A 14,308-nucleotide genomic window follows, 5' to 3' on the forward strand; every position below is an offset into this window, starting at 1 on the left:
AACCGGCGCACCCGCCGCACGCGCCTGAGCCGGGCGGACCTGAGCCGGCACCCTCGGGAGTCCAGCGGGCGTTCTCACGGGCCGGAGCGGACATCCGCCCGAGCCGGCGCGGGCGTTCCGAGCCGGGCGGGCGTTCCGAGCCGGGCGGGCGTCTTGCATGGCCGGAGCCGGCAACCGTGACGCACCGGAGCCCGGCGGACGTGACGCACCGGAGCCGGGCCCAGAGGAACGGACCGGGCGCGGTGGCCCCGCCGGACCGTCTCCTGGTCCGGCAGAACTGCCCGCTCGTGCAGGCGATCGAACCGGCCCTTTCCAATATGATCACCAAAGCTCGTATAGTGACCGACAGTTGACCTCACGTGTCACCTGCCACCAGCCAGGCCCTGCCCAAGGACCCGACCGAGGGCCGCTCTCGACCGAGCGGCGGCCGCCCGAGGACCCGATTGATGACCGCGCCCACGCCTCACGGCGAGCGACCCACCGTCCGCAAGCTCCTCCCCCTTCCCGCGCTCACCGCCGTCGTGTCCGTCGCCGCGGTCGCGGGAGCGGTCTCGGCGGCGCCCGCCTCGGTACGCACCCCGCTCGCCTGGGGGGCGGGCGCGGCGGCCGTCGTCCTGGTGGTCGCCGTGTTCCTGGCCGTACGCGCTGCGCAGACCGCGCGGATCGCCCGGCGCCGGCTGCACACCGCGACCCAGGACGTCGAGCGCCTGGCCCAGGAGCGCTACCGGGTGGTGGAGGAGGCGCAGCGCGAACGGCAGCACCTCGTCGACGAACTGGCCCGCCAGCGCGCCGAGTTCGCGCAGTCCTTCGCGCACGAACGGGCCCGGCTCGAAGACGCCGCCGCGCGGGAGGCCGACCGCCTCCAGCAGGAGAACGCCCGGCTGCGCGGCGAGCTGGAGCGGGCCGGCCGGGCCCGGGACGCGGCGATCTCCGCGACCTCCAACGCGGCCGGCCGCATGCAGGCGCTGACCACCGCCATGCTCGCCGACCTGCGGGCCATGGAGGAGCGCCACTCGGACGAGGAGGTCCTCGCCGACCTGCTCCACCTGGACCACCGTACGGCGCAGGCCGGCCGTCTCGCCGACTCGGTCGCCGTGCTCACCGGTGCCCGTTCGGGGCGCCGCTGGGCGCGGCCCATCGCGATGGAGTCGATCCTGCGCGGCGCGCTGGGCCGCATCAGCGCCTACCGCCGGGTGCGGGTCCACGCGACGAGCGAGACCGCGGTCGCGGGGCACGCCGCCGAGGGTGTGATGCACGCGCTCGCCGAACTCCTCGACAACGCCGCCAACTTCTCCCCGCCGACGTCCGAGGTGCACGTCTACGTCGAGGAGGTGCCCGCCGGGGTCATCCTCTCCGTGGAGGACAGCGGCCTGGTGATGGGCGAGATCCAGCTGCGCCGTGCCGAGCAGGCCGTCTCGGGCGACGTCTCGGAGCTGGGCGGCCTCACCGGCACCCGGCTCGGGCTCGCCGTCGTGGGCCGTCTGGCCCGCAAGTACGGCCTCAAGGTGTCCTTCCGGCCGTCCGCGCGGGGCGGCACGGGGGTGCTGATGCTCGTCCCCCAGGAGATTCTCACCAGCCCCGTCGCCTCCTCCGCGCGGCCCGCGGGCCCCCCGGCGCTGGACACCCGCGAGGACACCGGGGACACCGTCCAGGACGGCCGGCGGGCGCTGCCCGCCGGAACCCGGGCCGCCGCGCCCGCCGGCGGTTCCGGCGGCCCCGCGCCCGTGCACGAGAGCGTGCCCGACGGCACGGACGGCGAGACGGCCGAGCGGCCCGTCGCGGGACTGCCCAAGCGGCGCAGGGGCCGCACCCTGGCCGAGGCCGAGCGGGCCCGCTCGGCGTCCGGCGCCCCGGCCCCGCGGCCCGCGCCCGCCGCCGAGGACGCCAAGGCCCGCGTCGCCCGCTTCAGCAGCTTCCGGCAGGCCGTGCGCGCGAACACCGGCGCGGCGGCCGCCGCCACGCCGCCCGACCCGACCACCGGGCCGTCGTCCGCCCAGGGCGACGCCGACGCCCCGGCCGCACCGGCCGGCTCCCCGTCCCACCCCACCGCGCACCCGGAAGGCGACCCCACTTCATGACCGGCCAGACCACCGCCGACGACCAGCTCACCTGGCTCCTGGAGGGCCTGTTGGAGCGGACCCCGGGCGCGCGGCACGCGCTCGTGCTGTCCCGCGACGGGCTGAAGCTGTGCCGCACTCCCGAGCTGACGGTCGACCAGGCCGACCAGCTCGCGGCGATCGCCGCCGGCATCCAGTCGCTCTCCCACGGCGCGTCCGCCGAGTTCGGTGACGGCAGCGGGGGCGTGCGCTCGGCGATGACCGAGTTCTACGGCGGTGTGCTGTTCATCGTGGAGGCCGGTGAGGGCGCTCATCTGGCGGTCGTCACCACCGAGGACGCCGACGCCGGACTCGTCGGGCACAACATGAGCGAGCTGGTGGAGCAGCTCGGCGAGTACCTGACCGCCCGGCCCCGCACGTCATGAGCAGGCCCGGCAGGGACGACGCCCCGGACCGCCTGTACACCATCACCGGCGGGCGCACCAGCTCCGGCCCCGACAACCCCTTCGACCTGGTCACCCTGGTCGTGGCGGAGTCGCAGCCGGCGCCGGGGATGCAGTCGGAGCACGCCGCGATCCTGCGGCTGGCCGAGTCCCCCACGGCCGTGGTGGAGATCGCCGCCGAACTGCGGCTGCCCGTGAGCATCACCAAGGTGCTGCTGTGCGACCTGCTGGCCGCGGGCCGCGTCAGTGCCCGCCATCCGCGCAAGGCCGCCGTTTACGACCCCGACATCCTGGAGCAGGTGCTCGTTGGACTCCGCAACCTCTGACGCCCGCACCCCGTTGGGTGCCTCCGCCGACAACGGTCTGAAGATCGTGGTCGTGGGCGGTTTCGGCGTCGGCAAGACCACCCTGGTCCGCTCGGTCAGCGAGATACGTCCCCTCAACACCGAGGAGACCATGACGCAGGCGGGCGAGGCGATCGACGACGTCAGCGGGGTGCGCGGCAAGACCGCCACGACCGTCGCCTTCGACTTCGGCCGCATCACACTGGACGCGCACAACGTGCTGTACCTGTTCGGCGCGCCCGGGCAGGAGCGGTTCTGGTTCCTGTGGGACCGGCTGTTCTCCGGGACGCTGGGTGCGGTGGTGCTCGTCGACACCCGCCGGATCGGCGACTCCTGGTACGCCATCGACCGGCTGGAGCACCACGGCACCCCGTTCATCGTGGCCTGCAACGACTTCGGCGGGCCCGCCCACCCGCACGCCGAGATCCGCGACGCGCTCGACCTGGATCCGCAGGTGCCGCTGGTGGACTGCGACGCCCGCTCCCGGGAGTCCAGCAAGCAGGTGCTGATCACCCTCGTGCAGCACCTCAAGGACCACTACGCCGGACAGGCCGCCGGGCCGGCGGCCCTGCCCCGACAGGAGTTCGTGTGACGACCCCCGACGCCGTCCCGCTCAGCGGCCCCCGGTTCCAGACCGAACCCGCCGTCCTGTACCGGGAGATGCGGCGCGACCACGGCGCCGTGACACCGGTGCTGCTCGACGGGGACGTCCCGGCCTGGCTGGTGCTGGGCTACCGCGAACTGCACCAGGTGACCGGTGACCCGGTGCTGTTCAGCCGGGACTCCGACCTGTGGAATTAGTGGGAGAACATCCCCGCCGACTGGCCGCTGCTGCCCATGATCGGCCGCAAGCAGCCCTCGATCCTCTACACGGTCGGTGAGCGCCACCGCGAGCGCGCCGCGATGATCAGCAACGCGCTGGAGGCCGTCGAGCCCTCCGAACTGCGCCGCCACTGCGAGCGGTTCGCCGACGAGCTGATCGACGCGGTGTGCGCCGAGGGCGTCGCCGATCTGATCGCCGACTACGCGATGCTGCTGCCCGTCCGGGTCCTGGCCCGCCTCTACGGGTTCCCCGACGAGGAGGGCCCGGCCCTCGTCACCGCGCTGAACGACATGATCGACGGGCGGGAGCGGGCGATCGCGGGCCAGACGCACCTGGCCCGTTCCATGGCCGCCCTGCTCGCCGAGCGGCGGGAGCGGCCCGCCGATGACGTGGCCTCGCGGATGCTCGCCGACACCGGCGGGTTCAGCGAGGAGGAGGTCGCGCAGGACCTGATGGTGATGATGGCGGCCGGTCACCAGCCGACCGCCGACTGGATCGGCAACTCGCTGCGTCTGATGCTGACCGACGAGCGGTTCGCCGCCTCCCTGTTCGGCGGGCGCAACAGCGTCGCCGAGGCGATGAACGAGGTGCTGTGGGAGGACACGCCCACGCAGAACGTGGCCGGGCGCTGGGCCACCCGCGACACCCAGCTCGGCGGGCGCCGGGTCCGCGCCGGCGACCTGCTGCTGCTCGGTCTGCAGGGCGCCAACTCCGATCCCCAGGTGCGCACCCACGGTTCGGAGCTCACCGGCGGCAACAACGCCCACTTCTCCTTCGGCCACGGCGAGCACCGCTGCCCGTTCCCCGCGCAGGAGGTCGCCGAGGTGATCGCGCGGACGGGCATCGAGGTGGTGCTGGACCGGCTGCCGGACATCGACCTGACGGTGCCCGCCGCATCCCTCACCCGTCGTCCCTCGCCCTGGTTGCGGGGGCTGACCGAGTTGCCCGTGCGGTTCACTCCGACCCCTGCCCTGGGAGGCACGTCAAGATGACGACCGGCACCGAAGAAGCGACAGGCACCGACAGCACGCGCATCGCCCTCGACCCCTTCGTCACCGACCTGGACGGGGAGAGCGCCCGGCTGCGCGCCGCCGGTCCGCTGGCCGCCGTCGAACTCCCCGGCGGTGTCCCGGTGTGGGCCGTCACCCGCCACGCCGAGGCCAGGGCCCTGCTCACCGACCCGCGTCTGGTGAAGGACATCGAGGTGTGGGGCGCCTGGCGGCGAGGGGAGATCCCCGCCGACTGGCCGCTGATCGGCCTGGCCAACCCGGGCCGTTCGATGCTCACCGTGGACGGCGCCGAGCACCGCCGGCTGCGCACGCTGGTGGCGCAGGCGCTCACCCCGCGGCGGGTGGAGCGGATGCGCGAGCGCATCGAGAAGCTCACCCAGGACCTGCTCGACGAACTGCCCGCGGACGGCGGGACGGTCGACCTGAAGGCCGCCTTCGCCCACCCGCTGCCGATGTACGTCGTCGCTGACCTGATGGGCATCGAGACGGCCCTGCTGCCCCGGCTGAAGGTGCTCTTCGAGAAGTTCTTCTCCACGCAGACCCCGCCCGACGAGGTCGTCGCGACGCTGACCGAACTGGCGCGCCTGATGGGCGAGACGGTGGCCGCCAAGCGTGCGGCGCCGGGCGACGACCTCACCAGCGCCCTGATCCTGGCGTCCGAGGACGGCGACCGCCTCACCGACGAGGAGATCGTCTCCACCCTCCAGCTGATGGTGGCGGCCGGTCACGAGACGACCATCTCGCTCATCGTCAACGCGGTGGTCAACCTCTCCACGCATCCCGGACAGCGCGCGCTGGTGCTGTCGGGCCGGGCCGGCTGGTCGGCGGTGATCGAGGAGACCCTGCGCTACTCGACGCCCACCTCGCACGTCCTGATCCGGTTCGCGACCGAGGACGTGCCGGTCGGCGACAAGGTGATCCCCGCCGGGGACGCGCTGATCGTCTCCTACGGCGCGATAGGCCGCGACGAGCAGGCGCACGGGCCGAGCGCCGGCGACTTCGACATCACCCGCGAGTCCGCCACGCGCCACATCTCCTTCGGCCACGGCCCGCACGTCTGCCCCGGTGCGGCGCTCTCCCGTCTGGAGGCCGGTGTCGCGCTGCCCGCGCTGTACGCCCGTTTCCCGCGCCTGGAGCTGGCGGTGCCGGCGTCCGAGCTGCGCAACAAGCCGGTGGTGACCCAGAACGACCTGTTCGAGCTGCCGGTCCGGCTGGGCTCGTAGGGTGGGGGCGTCCCGCCGGCCCCGGCGGGACGCACGTCACCGCACCACCCGGAGAAACACCCGATGACCCATGTCGCGGACCCCGAGCGCTACAACGGCACGATGCGTTACCGGCGCACCGGACGCTCGGGGCTCGACCTGCCCGTCCTGTCCCTCGGCTACTGGCACAACTTCGGTGACGACCGGCCGTTCGAGACGCAGCGCGAGATCGCCCTGCGCGCCTTCGACCTCGGTATCACCCACCACGACCTGGCGAACAACTACGGGCCGCCCTACGGTGCGGCCGAGACCAACTTCGGCCGCCTGATGCGGCAGGACCTCGCGCCCTACCGGGACGAGCTGGTGGTCTCCACCAAGGCCGGCTGGGACATGTGGCCGGGCCCCTACGGGCAGGGCGGCGGCTCCCGCAAGTACCTGCTCGCCTCGCTGGACCAGTCGCTGAAGCGGACGGGCCTGGAGTACGTCGACATCTTCTACTCCCACCGGCTGGACGCGAGCACGCCGCTGGAGGAGACGATGGGCGCCCTGGACACCGCCGTCCGCCAGGGCAAGGCCCTGTACGTGGGCATCTCCTCCTACGACGCCGAGCGCACCCGGCAGGCCGCCGCGATCCTGCGCGAGCTGGGCACCCCGCTCCTCATCCACCAGCCGTCGTACAGCATGGTGAACCGCTGGATCGAGACGGAGGGCCTGCTGGACGCCGCCCGGGAGGAGGGCTTCGGGGTCATCGGCTTCACCGCCCTGGCCCAGGGGCTGCTGACCGGCCGCTACCTCGACGGCGTCCCCGAGGACTCGCGGGCCGCGCGGGGCACGTCGTTCGACGCGGCATGGCTGTCGGAGGACATGCTGCGCCGGCTGCGCGCCCTCAACGGCCTCGCGGCGCGCCGCGGGCAGAGCCTCGCCCAGATGGCGCTCGCCTGGGCGCTGCGCGACGAGCGGGTCACCTCCCTGGTCATCGGCGCCTCGCGGGTCGGCCAGCTGGAGCAGAACGTGGCCGCGCTGGAGAACATGGACTTCAGCGACGAGGAGCTGGCGGAGATCGACGAGTACGCCACCGACGGCGGCGTGGACCTGTGGCGCGAGGCCCGCACCGGCACGCTTTCCTGAAGCACGGCGAAGGCCCCCGCCGGGGCGGGGGCCTTCTCCCAGGAGCGTTGGGCAGGCCTTGCACCTGCATCTCCCCGCGGGAAGCGGGGTGTCTTTCCTTGGACCACCAACGCACGGACGGGCGCCGGGAGTTGCGCGTTCCGGCGGCCTGCTCGTCTCAGAGCTGCGAACAAAACGGGAGCCGGCGCCCCTTTTGTCCGCCGGTCCCAACGGTAGCCGAGACCGGCCGGCGCCGCCTCACGGGGCGCGCCCCGGTTCACCCGGACGCGCGGACGCCGCCGGCCGGCGCCCCGGTGCCGGCCGCGGCCGGGGCCGCGCGCCGCCCAGGGCGAGGGCGACCAGCCGGCCCACGTACGCGGCGTCCAGCGGGGCGCCGCTGAGCAGCACGCGTGTGAACAGCGGCCCGCTGACGGCCTCGACGAGCAGGCCCGGGTCGGTCCCGGCGGCCGGTTCCCCCCTCGCGACGCCGCTCCGGACCATGACGGCTGCGCGTTGCAATGCAAGGTGACCTGCGATAGGAATGCCGGTCGCCCGTACCGAGGAGGTCACCGCCCATGGACCGGATGCTCGCCGCCCGTCTGCACGTGCCGAGCCGCACCCTGCGGCTCGAGGAGGTGCCCCGCCCCGAGCCCGGCCCGGGCGAGGTGCTGGTGAAGGTGGAGGCGGCCGGGGTGTGCCTGTCCGACGTGCACCTGATCGACGGCACGCTCAGCCCGCTGCTCCTGCGGGGCGACACCGTGACCCTGGGCCACGAGGTGGCGGGCACGATCGCGGGGACCGGCGCGGGGGTGACCCGGTGGACGACCGGTGAGCGGGTCGTGCTGTACGCCGGGGAGACGCGCGACGGCGTCACCTGCACCCGGGGAGTGGACTACGACGGCGGCTGGGCCGAGTACGCGCTGTCCTCGGCCGACGCGCTGACGCCGCTGCCCGGCACCATCCCCTTCGAGCAGGGCGCGATCATCCCCGACGCCGTGTCCACGCCGTGGGGGGCGATCACCGTCACCGGTGCGGTACGCCCGGCCGAGGCGGTCGGCGTGTGGGGCGTGGGCGGTCTCGGGGTGCACGCGGTGCAGTTGCTGCGCGCCGTGGGCGCGTACCCGGTCGTCGCGGTCGACCCCAACCCCGTCGCCAGGGAGCGCGCCCTGGCCGCCGGGGCCGACCTCGCGCTGGACGCGGCCGACCCCGAACTGCGCGCCCGGATCCGCGCGGCCACCGGCGGGGCGGGCGTCGCGGCGGCCTTCGACTTCGCCGGTGTCCCCGCCGTGCGCGAGCAGGCCCTGTCCGTACTGGCGCCCCGGGGACGGCTCGTCCTGGTCGGCCTGACCGACAAGCCGCTCAGCGTCGGCGACGGCACCCGCTTCAGCTATCTCCAGCAGCGGATCCTCGGCCACTACGGGTCCGACATGCCGGTGGCCCTCCCGCAGCTGCTGCGCCTGGTCCAGGGCGGCCGGCTGGACTTCTCCGCGTCCGTCAGCGGCGTGCTCCCGCTGGCCGAGGCCGCGCGCGCGGTCGAGATGCTGGAGAAGAAGGAGGGCAACCCGGTGCGTCTCATCCTGCGCCCCTGACGGTCCGCCCGGCGGGGCCGCCCGGCCTGCCGAGCGCGGGCGGCAGGACCGGCGTCAGGCCGTGGGCGTCGGCCGGGACGGCGGGCGCGGGTCCCCGGGGAGCGGGCGCGGCTCCCGCGTCACCCGCCCCGGCGGCGCCCCCCGCGCCCGCCTGGGCCGGCAGGACCGGCCCGAGCAGCAGGCCGCCTCCCAGTGCCAGTACGGCCACCACCTGCCGCCCGCCGATACGCCCGACATGACCGGACAAACGCCACCTCCTGCTGTCGGCCGGGCCGTTGCGCCCGGCACAGGGAGGCTGGCAGACGCGGTGATCGCCGCGCCGGCGTGTCCCGCCCGGCTCCCACGGAAGAGGGACATCCCGGCACGAGGGTGACGGACCGGCGGACCGGCGCCGCGGCCGGCCGGGGCCGCCTCCGCGCGTGGCGCCCCGGCGGCGGGCCGCCGCGGCACACCCGGCCGCGCCGCCCCCGCCCCCGGGGCGGCCGCACCCACCGCGTGCGGCCGCTGCGCGTGGCCAGGCTCACGGATCACTGGCCTGCGCCGAACCCCCGCTTGGTGTAGGCGCACTCGGTGTAGATGTAGCCGGACCGCAGCTCGGCCGTGTCCGAGCCGGGGGACGACGCACTGCCGCCCCGCGGCTTGTGCAGGAAGTACGTCGTCCCGGGCGGCAGCGAGACGGTGCGCTGCGGGTAGTCCTTGCCGCTGTCGCTGCACGGGTGGAACCCGCCGAGGGGCAGGGTGGCACCGAAACTGTACGCGGAGCAGCTGCCGCAGCCCTTGATCGTGACGCTGCCGGTGACCGGACCCGTGTACAGGACCTCGATGTCGTCCGGACTGTCGTTCTTGATCGTCACCTGGATGCTGCCGCCGGAGTCCGTCGTCGGCAGGCGCTTCCCGGCGGCGGGGACGGTCTGCGCGATCTCCGCCGCTATGGCGATCCTGCGCGCCCTCTCCCGGTTCCGGTCGTGGGGGTGGTCGCGGACGAAGTCGTTCATGCTGCTGCGGGCCGCGGCGAAGTCGCCGTCCCGGTACTGCTGCACGCCGCAGGCGTAGGCGCCCGAGTCGGCGCCGCGCCCGGCCCGCCCGGCGTCGGAGACCAGGGCGTCGGCGACGGCCGGCGCGGTGGCCGCGATCCCGCGGATCTGCGTGCCGAGGCCGCGCAGACGGCGCACCGCGGCACAGGGTTCGTCACCGTGGACGTCCCTGGCCGCGCGGTCCACGGTGGACCTGACGGCCGGCTCGGCCTGGGCGGCCTGCTCGGAGTCCGGGAAGGTGGTGAGCAGTTCACCGAAGTGCCCGGTCCAGCCGTCCTGGCCGCCCGTCAGCTCGTTGGACCCGCAGGCGTACAGCGCGTCGGCCAGCCGTGCGTCCGGCCAGGTGGCGAGGGCGCCCAGGGTCTGCTTCGGCATGCGGTCGGGGACCGTCCGCAGGTACTTCAGCGGTTCGACGGCCTCGCAGTACTTGCGCTGCGCGTAGGCCGCGCCGACCGTGCGGTAGTAGGCCGCCATCCGGTCCGGCAGGCGACGGGCCGCGCGGGAACCCGGGTGGTCGCGGCCGAGGCCGGCGTAGACGCCCAGCGCCTCGCTGAAGCCGGGCCGCGCGGTGTCGAACGGCTGGTCCGCGCGGGCCCGGACGAGGTCGTCCGCCCCTTGGAGGCGGTCCAGGAGCATCCGCTCGGTGGCCTCGTCGCGTGCCCTGTCGTACAGCACCGCGCCCCCCGCCGGCACGGCCAGCAGCACCAGGCCCAGGACCGCCGCCAGGGCCGGCCGGCCGGGCCAGGACAGCCGCGTGCGCAGTCCCGCGACCGCGCCGTGCGCGGCCGCGATCCCGAGGAGCACGGCGTAGCCGGCGAGCACGGCGGACGGCATCCCGTCGGGGTCGGCGGGGAGTGCCACCGCCAGCAGGACGGCGGTCGCGGCCCAGCACCCCACCGCCGGCATCCAGCGGCGCAGCAGCACGTAACCCAGGCCGAGGCCGGTGAGGTTGAGCAGTGCCACCGCCAGCGCGCGCACGGCGTCCGGCTCGGCGGGCGGTACGGCCGGCGGTCCCGGCGGCATCGGTGGTACCGCGAACGCGTCGGCCGCGCCCGGAACGTCCCCGGACATGTCGGCTCCCCCCGTCACTCTCGTCCCGCATGTCGGCGATGTGAGAGTGTACGGCCAACTCACAGGAAACGGACAGGGAGTTGGGCCCTCGGCGGCTCGGCCGGGGGCTCGGGACGACCGGTCAGGGTGCCTCCGCCGGAGGGGGGTCGCCCCGCTCCGCGGGCCGGTCAGGGTGCCGCCACCAGAGGGGGTTCGCCCCAGTCCGCGGTCAGCCCCTGCCACAGCGAGCGCACCCCCGCGGCGCCGATGCGTTCGGCGAGCACCGACTCGACGACGTCGATGGTGGCCTGGGCCCGCTCGTGCACGCGCTGCCCCTCGGCCGTCCTGCGGATCAGCCGGCGGCGCGCGGAGCGCGGGTCGGGGACCTGTTCGAGCAGTCCCATGCCGATGAGCCCGTGCGCCGCCTGGTGCGCCGTCTGCCGGGTCACGCCCATGCGGCGGGCGAGTTCGGACACCGTGGTGCCCTCGCTGTCGAGCATCGCGAAGACGGACGCCTGGGCCGTCGTGACCGGCTGCTCCCCCGCGGCCTCCAGGCTCGCCAGGAGCGCGTCCTCGAACCAGCGTCTGGCCTCGGAGAACAGGTGGGGCAGGTTGGCACCGCGATGACTCATGGGTTCAGCGTACGCACCGCGCGGCGAAGTCCAGCGTGGTGGTGAAGCACCGCTCCACCCCGGCGTCGTCCAGGCCCACCCACAGGTGGTCGGCGCCCGGCACCGGCCGGAAGTCCACCGGTACCCCCGCCCGGCGCAGGGCGGCCGTGAGCCGTTCGCCCTGGGCCCGGGGCACGACGGTGTCGTCGGTGCCGTGCAGCACGAGGAACGGCGGTGCGCCGGGGGTGACATGGGCGACGGGGCCGGCGTCCCGGGCCCGCGCGGGTGCGGCGGCGGGCGCCTCGCCGATCAGCAGGGCCTCGAAGGTGGTGGGGTCGGACGCTCCGCCGGGCCCCTGTGCCCGGTCCTCGAAGATGCGGGTGAGGTCGGAGGGCGCGTACCAGACGGCGCAGCCGCGGACGGTGGCGGTGCCCCCGGGCGCGGTGAGGGCGGCCAGTGCGGCGAGGTGGCCGCCGGCGGACTCCCCCCACAGCACCGTGCGGCCGGTGTCCAGGCCGAGGTCGGCGGCCCGGCCGTGCAGCCAGCCGAGGAGGGTGTGCAGGTCGTCCCGTTGCGCGGGGTGGACGGCTTCGCCGCTGAGCCGGTAGTCGGGGCAGACCACGGCGAACCCGGCCCGGACCAGCCGGGCGAACGGGCCGGGCGACCAGTGCCGGAACCGGGGCCCGAGGTCGTCGCGCAGGCCGGTGCGCCAGGCGCCGCCGTGCACGAAGACGACGACGGGTACGGGACCGGCGGCCGCTTCGGGCAGCCACAGGTCCGCCTCCAGCGGGCGGCTGCCGTCGGGCACGGCGTAGACGGCGCCGCGCAGCAGCCGCACCCCCTGGCCGGGGCGGGCGGCCACGGGCAGCGGCAGGCGGGCCGGGCCCGGCGGCGCGAGCAGTTCCGGCGGGAAGACGGGCCGGCCGCAGGAGGGCGGCCGGGACGGCGGGCCGGCGGGCGCGACCGGGCGGGGCGGGCCGGGGGGCGTGGTGGGCTGTCCGGGGTCGGGCATGGGGCGTGGTGCTCCTGGGTCAGCGGGCCAGGCGCGGCAGCAGGGTCCGCGCGTTGGACGTGGTCAGGGTCCGCCAGGTGGTGCCGTCCACGGGGGCGGGCTCGGTGTCGAAGGACGCGGCGTGGGCCTCGGCGGCGGCGGCCGGGGTCCAGCAGTAGTCGCTGCCGTACAGCAGCCGGCCGGGGTCGGCGAGGCCCAGCAGGGCCCGCGCCTGCCGGGGGAAGGCGGGCCCCGCCAGGTCGTAGTACAGGCGGCGCAGTTGCGCGACGGCGTCCGGCGGTGCTTCGTCGCCGGGCGTGAACAGCCGCATGAACCCGTTGATCCGGTCGGCCAGGACGGGCAGCGCGCCACCGCAGTGCGGGACGACGACCCGGAGACCGGGGTGGCGTTCCAGGGTGCCCGCGAAGAGCAGGTCGGTGACGGTGCGGGCGGTGTCGAAGACGAACTCCACCATGGGGCGGGGGCGGCCGAGCGCGGACTGCTGCCAGCAGACCGGCGAGGTGGGGTGGAGGAAGACCACGGCCCGGCGCCGGCCCAGTTCCGCGAAGACCGGCTCCAGGCGCGGATCGCCGAGGTAGACGCCGTGGGCGTTGGTCTCCAGGACCACTCCGTCCGCGTCCAGTACGTCGAAGGCGTACGCGATCTCGGTGAGGGCGCCGTCGGTGTCGGGCAGCGGCAGGGAGGCGAACAGGCCGAAGCGCCCCGGGTGGTCGCGGACGATCCGGGCGCCGTCCTCGTTGACCTCGCGGGCCAGTGCGCGGGCGGCCGCCGGGTCGCCGAAGAAGACGCCGGGCGAGGAGACGGACAGCACGGCGGTGTCGATGCCGCTGCGGTCCATCAGCTCCAGGTGGGCGGCGGCCGACCAGTGGGGCCAGGCGGGCACGCCGTCGGGCCGTTCGTGACCGGCCGCCCGTGCCTGGCGGATGTAGGAGCCGGTGACGAAATGAGCGTGGACGTCGACGAGCCCGGGGCGGCCGGCGGCGCCCCCCGGCGGGCTCAGGGGAAGCGGGCCGGGGTGTTCGGCGGGTGTGCGGGGACGGTCCGTGGATGTGCCGGGGTGTTCGGCGGGGGTGCCGGGGCGGTCAGCGTGCAGGGGGGTCACTCCTCATCGGATGCGGTCCTCGTGTTCCTCGGGAACGGTCCCCATGGGGTGCCGTCCTGTTCCGGTGCGGCCGGGGGACGGTGGGCGGCGGAGGCCGGGGCCGGCGTGGCGCGCCGGGCGCGCAGCCGGGCGCGGGCCGCGCAGGTGGCCCGCTCGCCCAGGACGATGCCGGACAGCCCGGTCAGGCCGAGCAGGGGCGGTGCGGGCGACTTCACGCGGACCGCCGTGTACGCCGCCCCGACCAGGACTCCGGCCGGCAGGGCCTTGACGTAGGGCACGGCGGTCAGCTCCCGGTGCGCCACTCGTGGTCGGGCAGGAAGGTCACGTCGTACCGCTGGGGCACGGTGGCGAACTTCTCCGGCGCGGGGACGAACGGCCGGGCGGGGAGCGTGAGCCCGTCGGTGGGCGTGCCCAGGTTCTCGAAGAACCGCTCGAAGGTCCCGCCCGGCCCGGCGGCGACGCCGACGATCTGGGTGTGGTGCCGCTCCATGCGGTAGGCGTGCGGGCAGTTCTTCGGGACGAAACCGAAGTCGCCGGAGGTGAGCAGCTTCTCCTGCTGTTCGCCCTCCAGGTCCTCGACGAACAGCCGGACCGCCCCCTGGGTGACGAAGAAGACCTCGTAGGTGCCGGGGTGCGAGTGGGCCGGGATGATGTCTCCCTTCGGTCCCTCGCAGGTGAAGAAGTTGAACGTGTTCTCCGTCTGCTCGCCGCCCGCGTAGACCGTGACCAGATCCCCGAACAGGTGGGCCCGGTCGCCCATGCCCTTCTCGATGACATACGGCTTGCCCGGCTCGGGCGGGATGAAGGAGCGGGTCCGGTACTCCGTGGCGTACTCAATGGTCATGCGACACCTGCCTTCCGGGTGGGCCGGCCGCCTCGGCCAGCCATGTCAGGCTACCTGACATAGCCGACGGCGCCACCCCT

15 protein-coding genes and 1 pseudogene are annotated in these 14,308 nt (G+C 74.9%); 8 read left to right on the top strand and 8 right to left on the bottom strand.

Translation table 11 applies throughout. From position 1 onward, the window contains the following. The first annotated feature begins 446 nt into the window (after positions 1-446). The 7 genes and pseudogenes from ABZ719_RS16080 (at position 447) to mgrA (ending at position 7,007) form a co-directional block, all read left to right on the top strand. Positions 447-2,078, top strand: coding sequence for an ATP-binding protein (locus tag ABZ719_RS16080; RefSeq protein ID WP_366725791.1), 1,632 nt, complete (start codon positions 447-449; stop codon positions 2,076-2,078). Continuing rightward, positions 2,075-2,482 (top strand): roadblock/LC7 domain-containing protein, encoded by a 408-nt coding sequence (locus ABZ719_RS16085; protein WP_366725792.1) that lies wholly within the window; start codon positions 2,075-2,077, stop codon positions 2,480-2,482. Before ABZ719_RS16080 ends, ABZ719_RS16085 begins: the two co-directional genes overlap by 4 nt. Further along, positions 2,479-2,826, top strand: a complete 348-nt coding sequence (locus ABZ719_RS16090; protein ID WP_037855135.1) for a DUF742 domain-containing protein — start codon at positions 2,479-2,481, stop codon at positions 2,824-2,826. The genes ABZ719_RS16085 and ABZ719_RS16090 overlap by 4 nt, the downstream gene beginning before the upstream one ends. After that, a complete protein-coding gene (locus ABZ719_RS16095; RefSeq protein WP_366725793.1) occupies positions 2,807-3,436 on the top strand; it encodes an ATP/GTP-binding protein in 630 nt (209 codons plus the stop codon). Before ABZ719_RS16090 ends, ABZ719_RS16095 begins: the two co-directional genes overlap by 20 nt. After that, a pseudogene (locus ABZ719_RS16100) lies at positions 3,433-4,659 on the top strand (cytochrome P450). Before ABZ719_RS16095 ends, ABZ719_RS16100 begins: the two are co-directional and overlap by 4 nt. Continuing rightward, positions 4,656-5,900: a cytochrome P450 gene (locus ABZ719_RS16105; protein WP_366725794.1), complete on the top strand. Its 1,245-nt coding sequence runs from the start codon at positions 4,656-4,658 to the stop codon at positions 5,898-5,900. Before ABZ719_RS16100 ends, ABZ719_RS16105 begins: the two are co-directional and overlap by 4 nt. A 63-nt stretch (positions 5,901-5,963) precedes the next feature. Next, positions 5,964-7,007 carry an L-glyceraldehyde 3-phosphate reductase gene (gene mgrA, locus ABZ719_RS16110; protein ID WP_366725795.1) on the top strand — a complete coding sequence of 348 codons (1,044 nt, stop codon included), beginning with the start codon at positions 5,964-5,966 and terminating at the stop codon, positions 7,005-7,007. A 237-nt stretch (positions 7,008-7,244) separates the two neighbouring features. Here mgrA and ABZ719_RS16115 read toward each other — a convergent pair whose 3' ends face one another. Continuing rightward, the gene (locus tag ABZ719_RS16115; protein WP_366725796.1) at positions 7,245-7,505 is read right to left on the bottom strand and encodes a TetR-like C-terminal domain-containing protein; all 261 of its coding nucleotides are present in this window, start codon (positions 7,503-7,505) and stop codon (positions 7,245-7,247) included. Positions 7,506-7,561: 56 nt separating this feature from the next. Here ABZ719_RS16115 and ABZ719_RS16120 point away from each other — a divergent pair, with 56 nt between their 5' ends. After that, positions 7,562-8,575, top strand: coding sequence for a zinc-binding dehydrogenase (locus tag ABZ719_RS16120; RefSeq protein ID WP_366725797.1), 1,014 nt, complete (start codon positions 7,562-7,564; stop codon positions 8,573-8,575). Here ABZ719_RS16120 and ABZ719_RS16125 read toward each other — a convergent pair. The 7 genes from ABZ719_RS16125 to ABZ719_RS16155 all read right to left on the bottom strand — a co-directional run bounded on the left by ABZ719_RS16125 (position 8,559) and on the right by ABZ719_RS16155 (position 14,228). After that, entirely contained in the window at positions 8,559-8,822 is a 264-nt protein-coding gene (locus tag ABZ719_RS16125; RefSeq protein WP_366725798.1) for a hypothetical protein, read from the bottom strand. The two genes, ABZ719_RS16120 and ABZ719_RS16125, sit on opposite strands and share 17 nt — an antisense overlap. Before the next feature lie 280 nt (positions 8,823-9,102). Then, complete coding sequence (locus ABZ719_RS16130) at positions 9,103-10,680, bottom strand: hypothetical protein (RefSeq protein ID WP_366725799.1); 1,578 nt, start codon at positions 10,678-10,680, stop codon at positions 9,103-9,105. Positions 10,681-10,847: 167 nt separating this feature from the next. Then, positions 10,848-11,291 (bottom strand): MarR family transcriptional regulator, encoded by a 444-nt coding sequence (locus ABZ719_RS16135; protein WP_366725800.1) that lies wholly within the window; start codon positions 11,289-11,291, stop codon positions 10,848-10,850. 4 nt (positions 11,292-11,295) lie between these two features. Continuing rightward, entirely contained in the window at positions 11,296-12,282 is a 987-nt protein-coding gene (locus ABZ719_RS16140; RefSeq protein WP_366725801.1) for an alpha/beta hydrolase, read from the bottom strand. 19 nt (positions 12,283-12,301) lie between these two features. Next, positions 12,302-13,282, bottom strand: coding sequence for an amidohydrolase family protein (locus ABZ719_RS16145; protein ID WP_366725892.1), 981 nt, complete (start codon positions 13,280-13,282; stop codon positions 12,302-12,304). 98 nt (positions 13,283-13,380) lie between these two features. Then, positions 13,381-13,662 carry a DUF1427 family protein gene (locus tag ABZ719_RS16150; protein WP_366725802.1) on the bottom strand — a complete coding sequence of 94 codons (282 nt, stop codon included), beginning with the start codon at positions 13,660-13,662 and terminating at the stop codon, positions 13,381-13,383. A gap of 5 nt (positions 13,663-13,667) precedes the next feature. Next, the gene (locus tag ABZ719_RS16155; protein ID WP_366725803.1) at positions 13,668-14,228 is read right to left on the bottom strand and encodes a quercetin 2,3-dioxygenase; all 561 of its coding nucleotides are present in this window, start codon (positions 14,226-14,228) and stop codon (positions 13,668-13,670) included. Between the last annotated feature and the right edge of the window lie 80 nt (positions 14,229-14,308).

This window comes from Streptomyces sp. NPDC006743 (assembly GCF_040703815.1).
GTDB lineage: Bacteria > Actinomycetota > Actinomycetes > Streptomycetales > Streptomycetaceae > Streptomyces.

Coding starts and splice junctions, on each gene's coding strand:
- ABZ719_RS16155 (WP_366725803.1), bottom strand. CDS start 14,228: ATGACCATTGAGTACGCCACGGAGTACCGGACCCGCTCCTTCATCCCG.
- ABZ719_RS16120 (WP_366725797.1), top strand. CDS start 7,562: ATGGACCGGATGCTCGCCGCCCGTCTGCACGTGCCGAGCCGCACCCTG.
- ABZ719_RS16090 (WP_037855135.1), top strand. CDS start 2,479: ATGAGCAGGCCCGGCAGGGACGACGCCCCGGACCGCCTGTACACCATC.
- ABZ719_RS16105 (WP_366725794.1), top strand. CDS start 4,656: ATGACGACCGGCACCGAAGAAGCGACAGGCACCGACAGCACGCGCATC.
- ABZ719_RS16130 (WP_366725799.1), bottom strand. CDS start 10,680: ATGTCCGGGGACGTTCCGGGCGCGGCCGACGCGTTCGCGGTACCACCG.
- ABZ719_RS16085 (WP_366725792.1), top strand. CDS start 2,075: ATGACCGGCCAGACCACCGCCGACGACCAGCTCACCTGGCTCCTGGAG.
- ABZ719_RS16140 (WP_366725801.1), bottom strand. CDS start 12,282: ATGCCCGACCCCGGACAGCCCACCACGCCCCCCGGCCCGCCCCGCCCG.
- ABZ719_RS16135 (WP_366725800.1), bottom strand. CDS start 11,291: ATGAGTCATCGCGGTGCCAACCTGCCCCACCTGTTCTCCGAGGCCAGA.
- ABZ719_RS16080 (WP_366725791.1), top strand. CDS start 447: ATGACCGCGCCCACGCCTCACGGCGAGCGACCCACCGTCCGCAAGCTC.
- mgrA (WP_366725795.1), top strand. CDS start 5,964: ATGACCCATGTCGCGGACCCCGAGCGCTACAACGGCACGATGCGTTAC.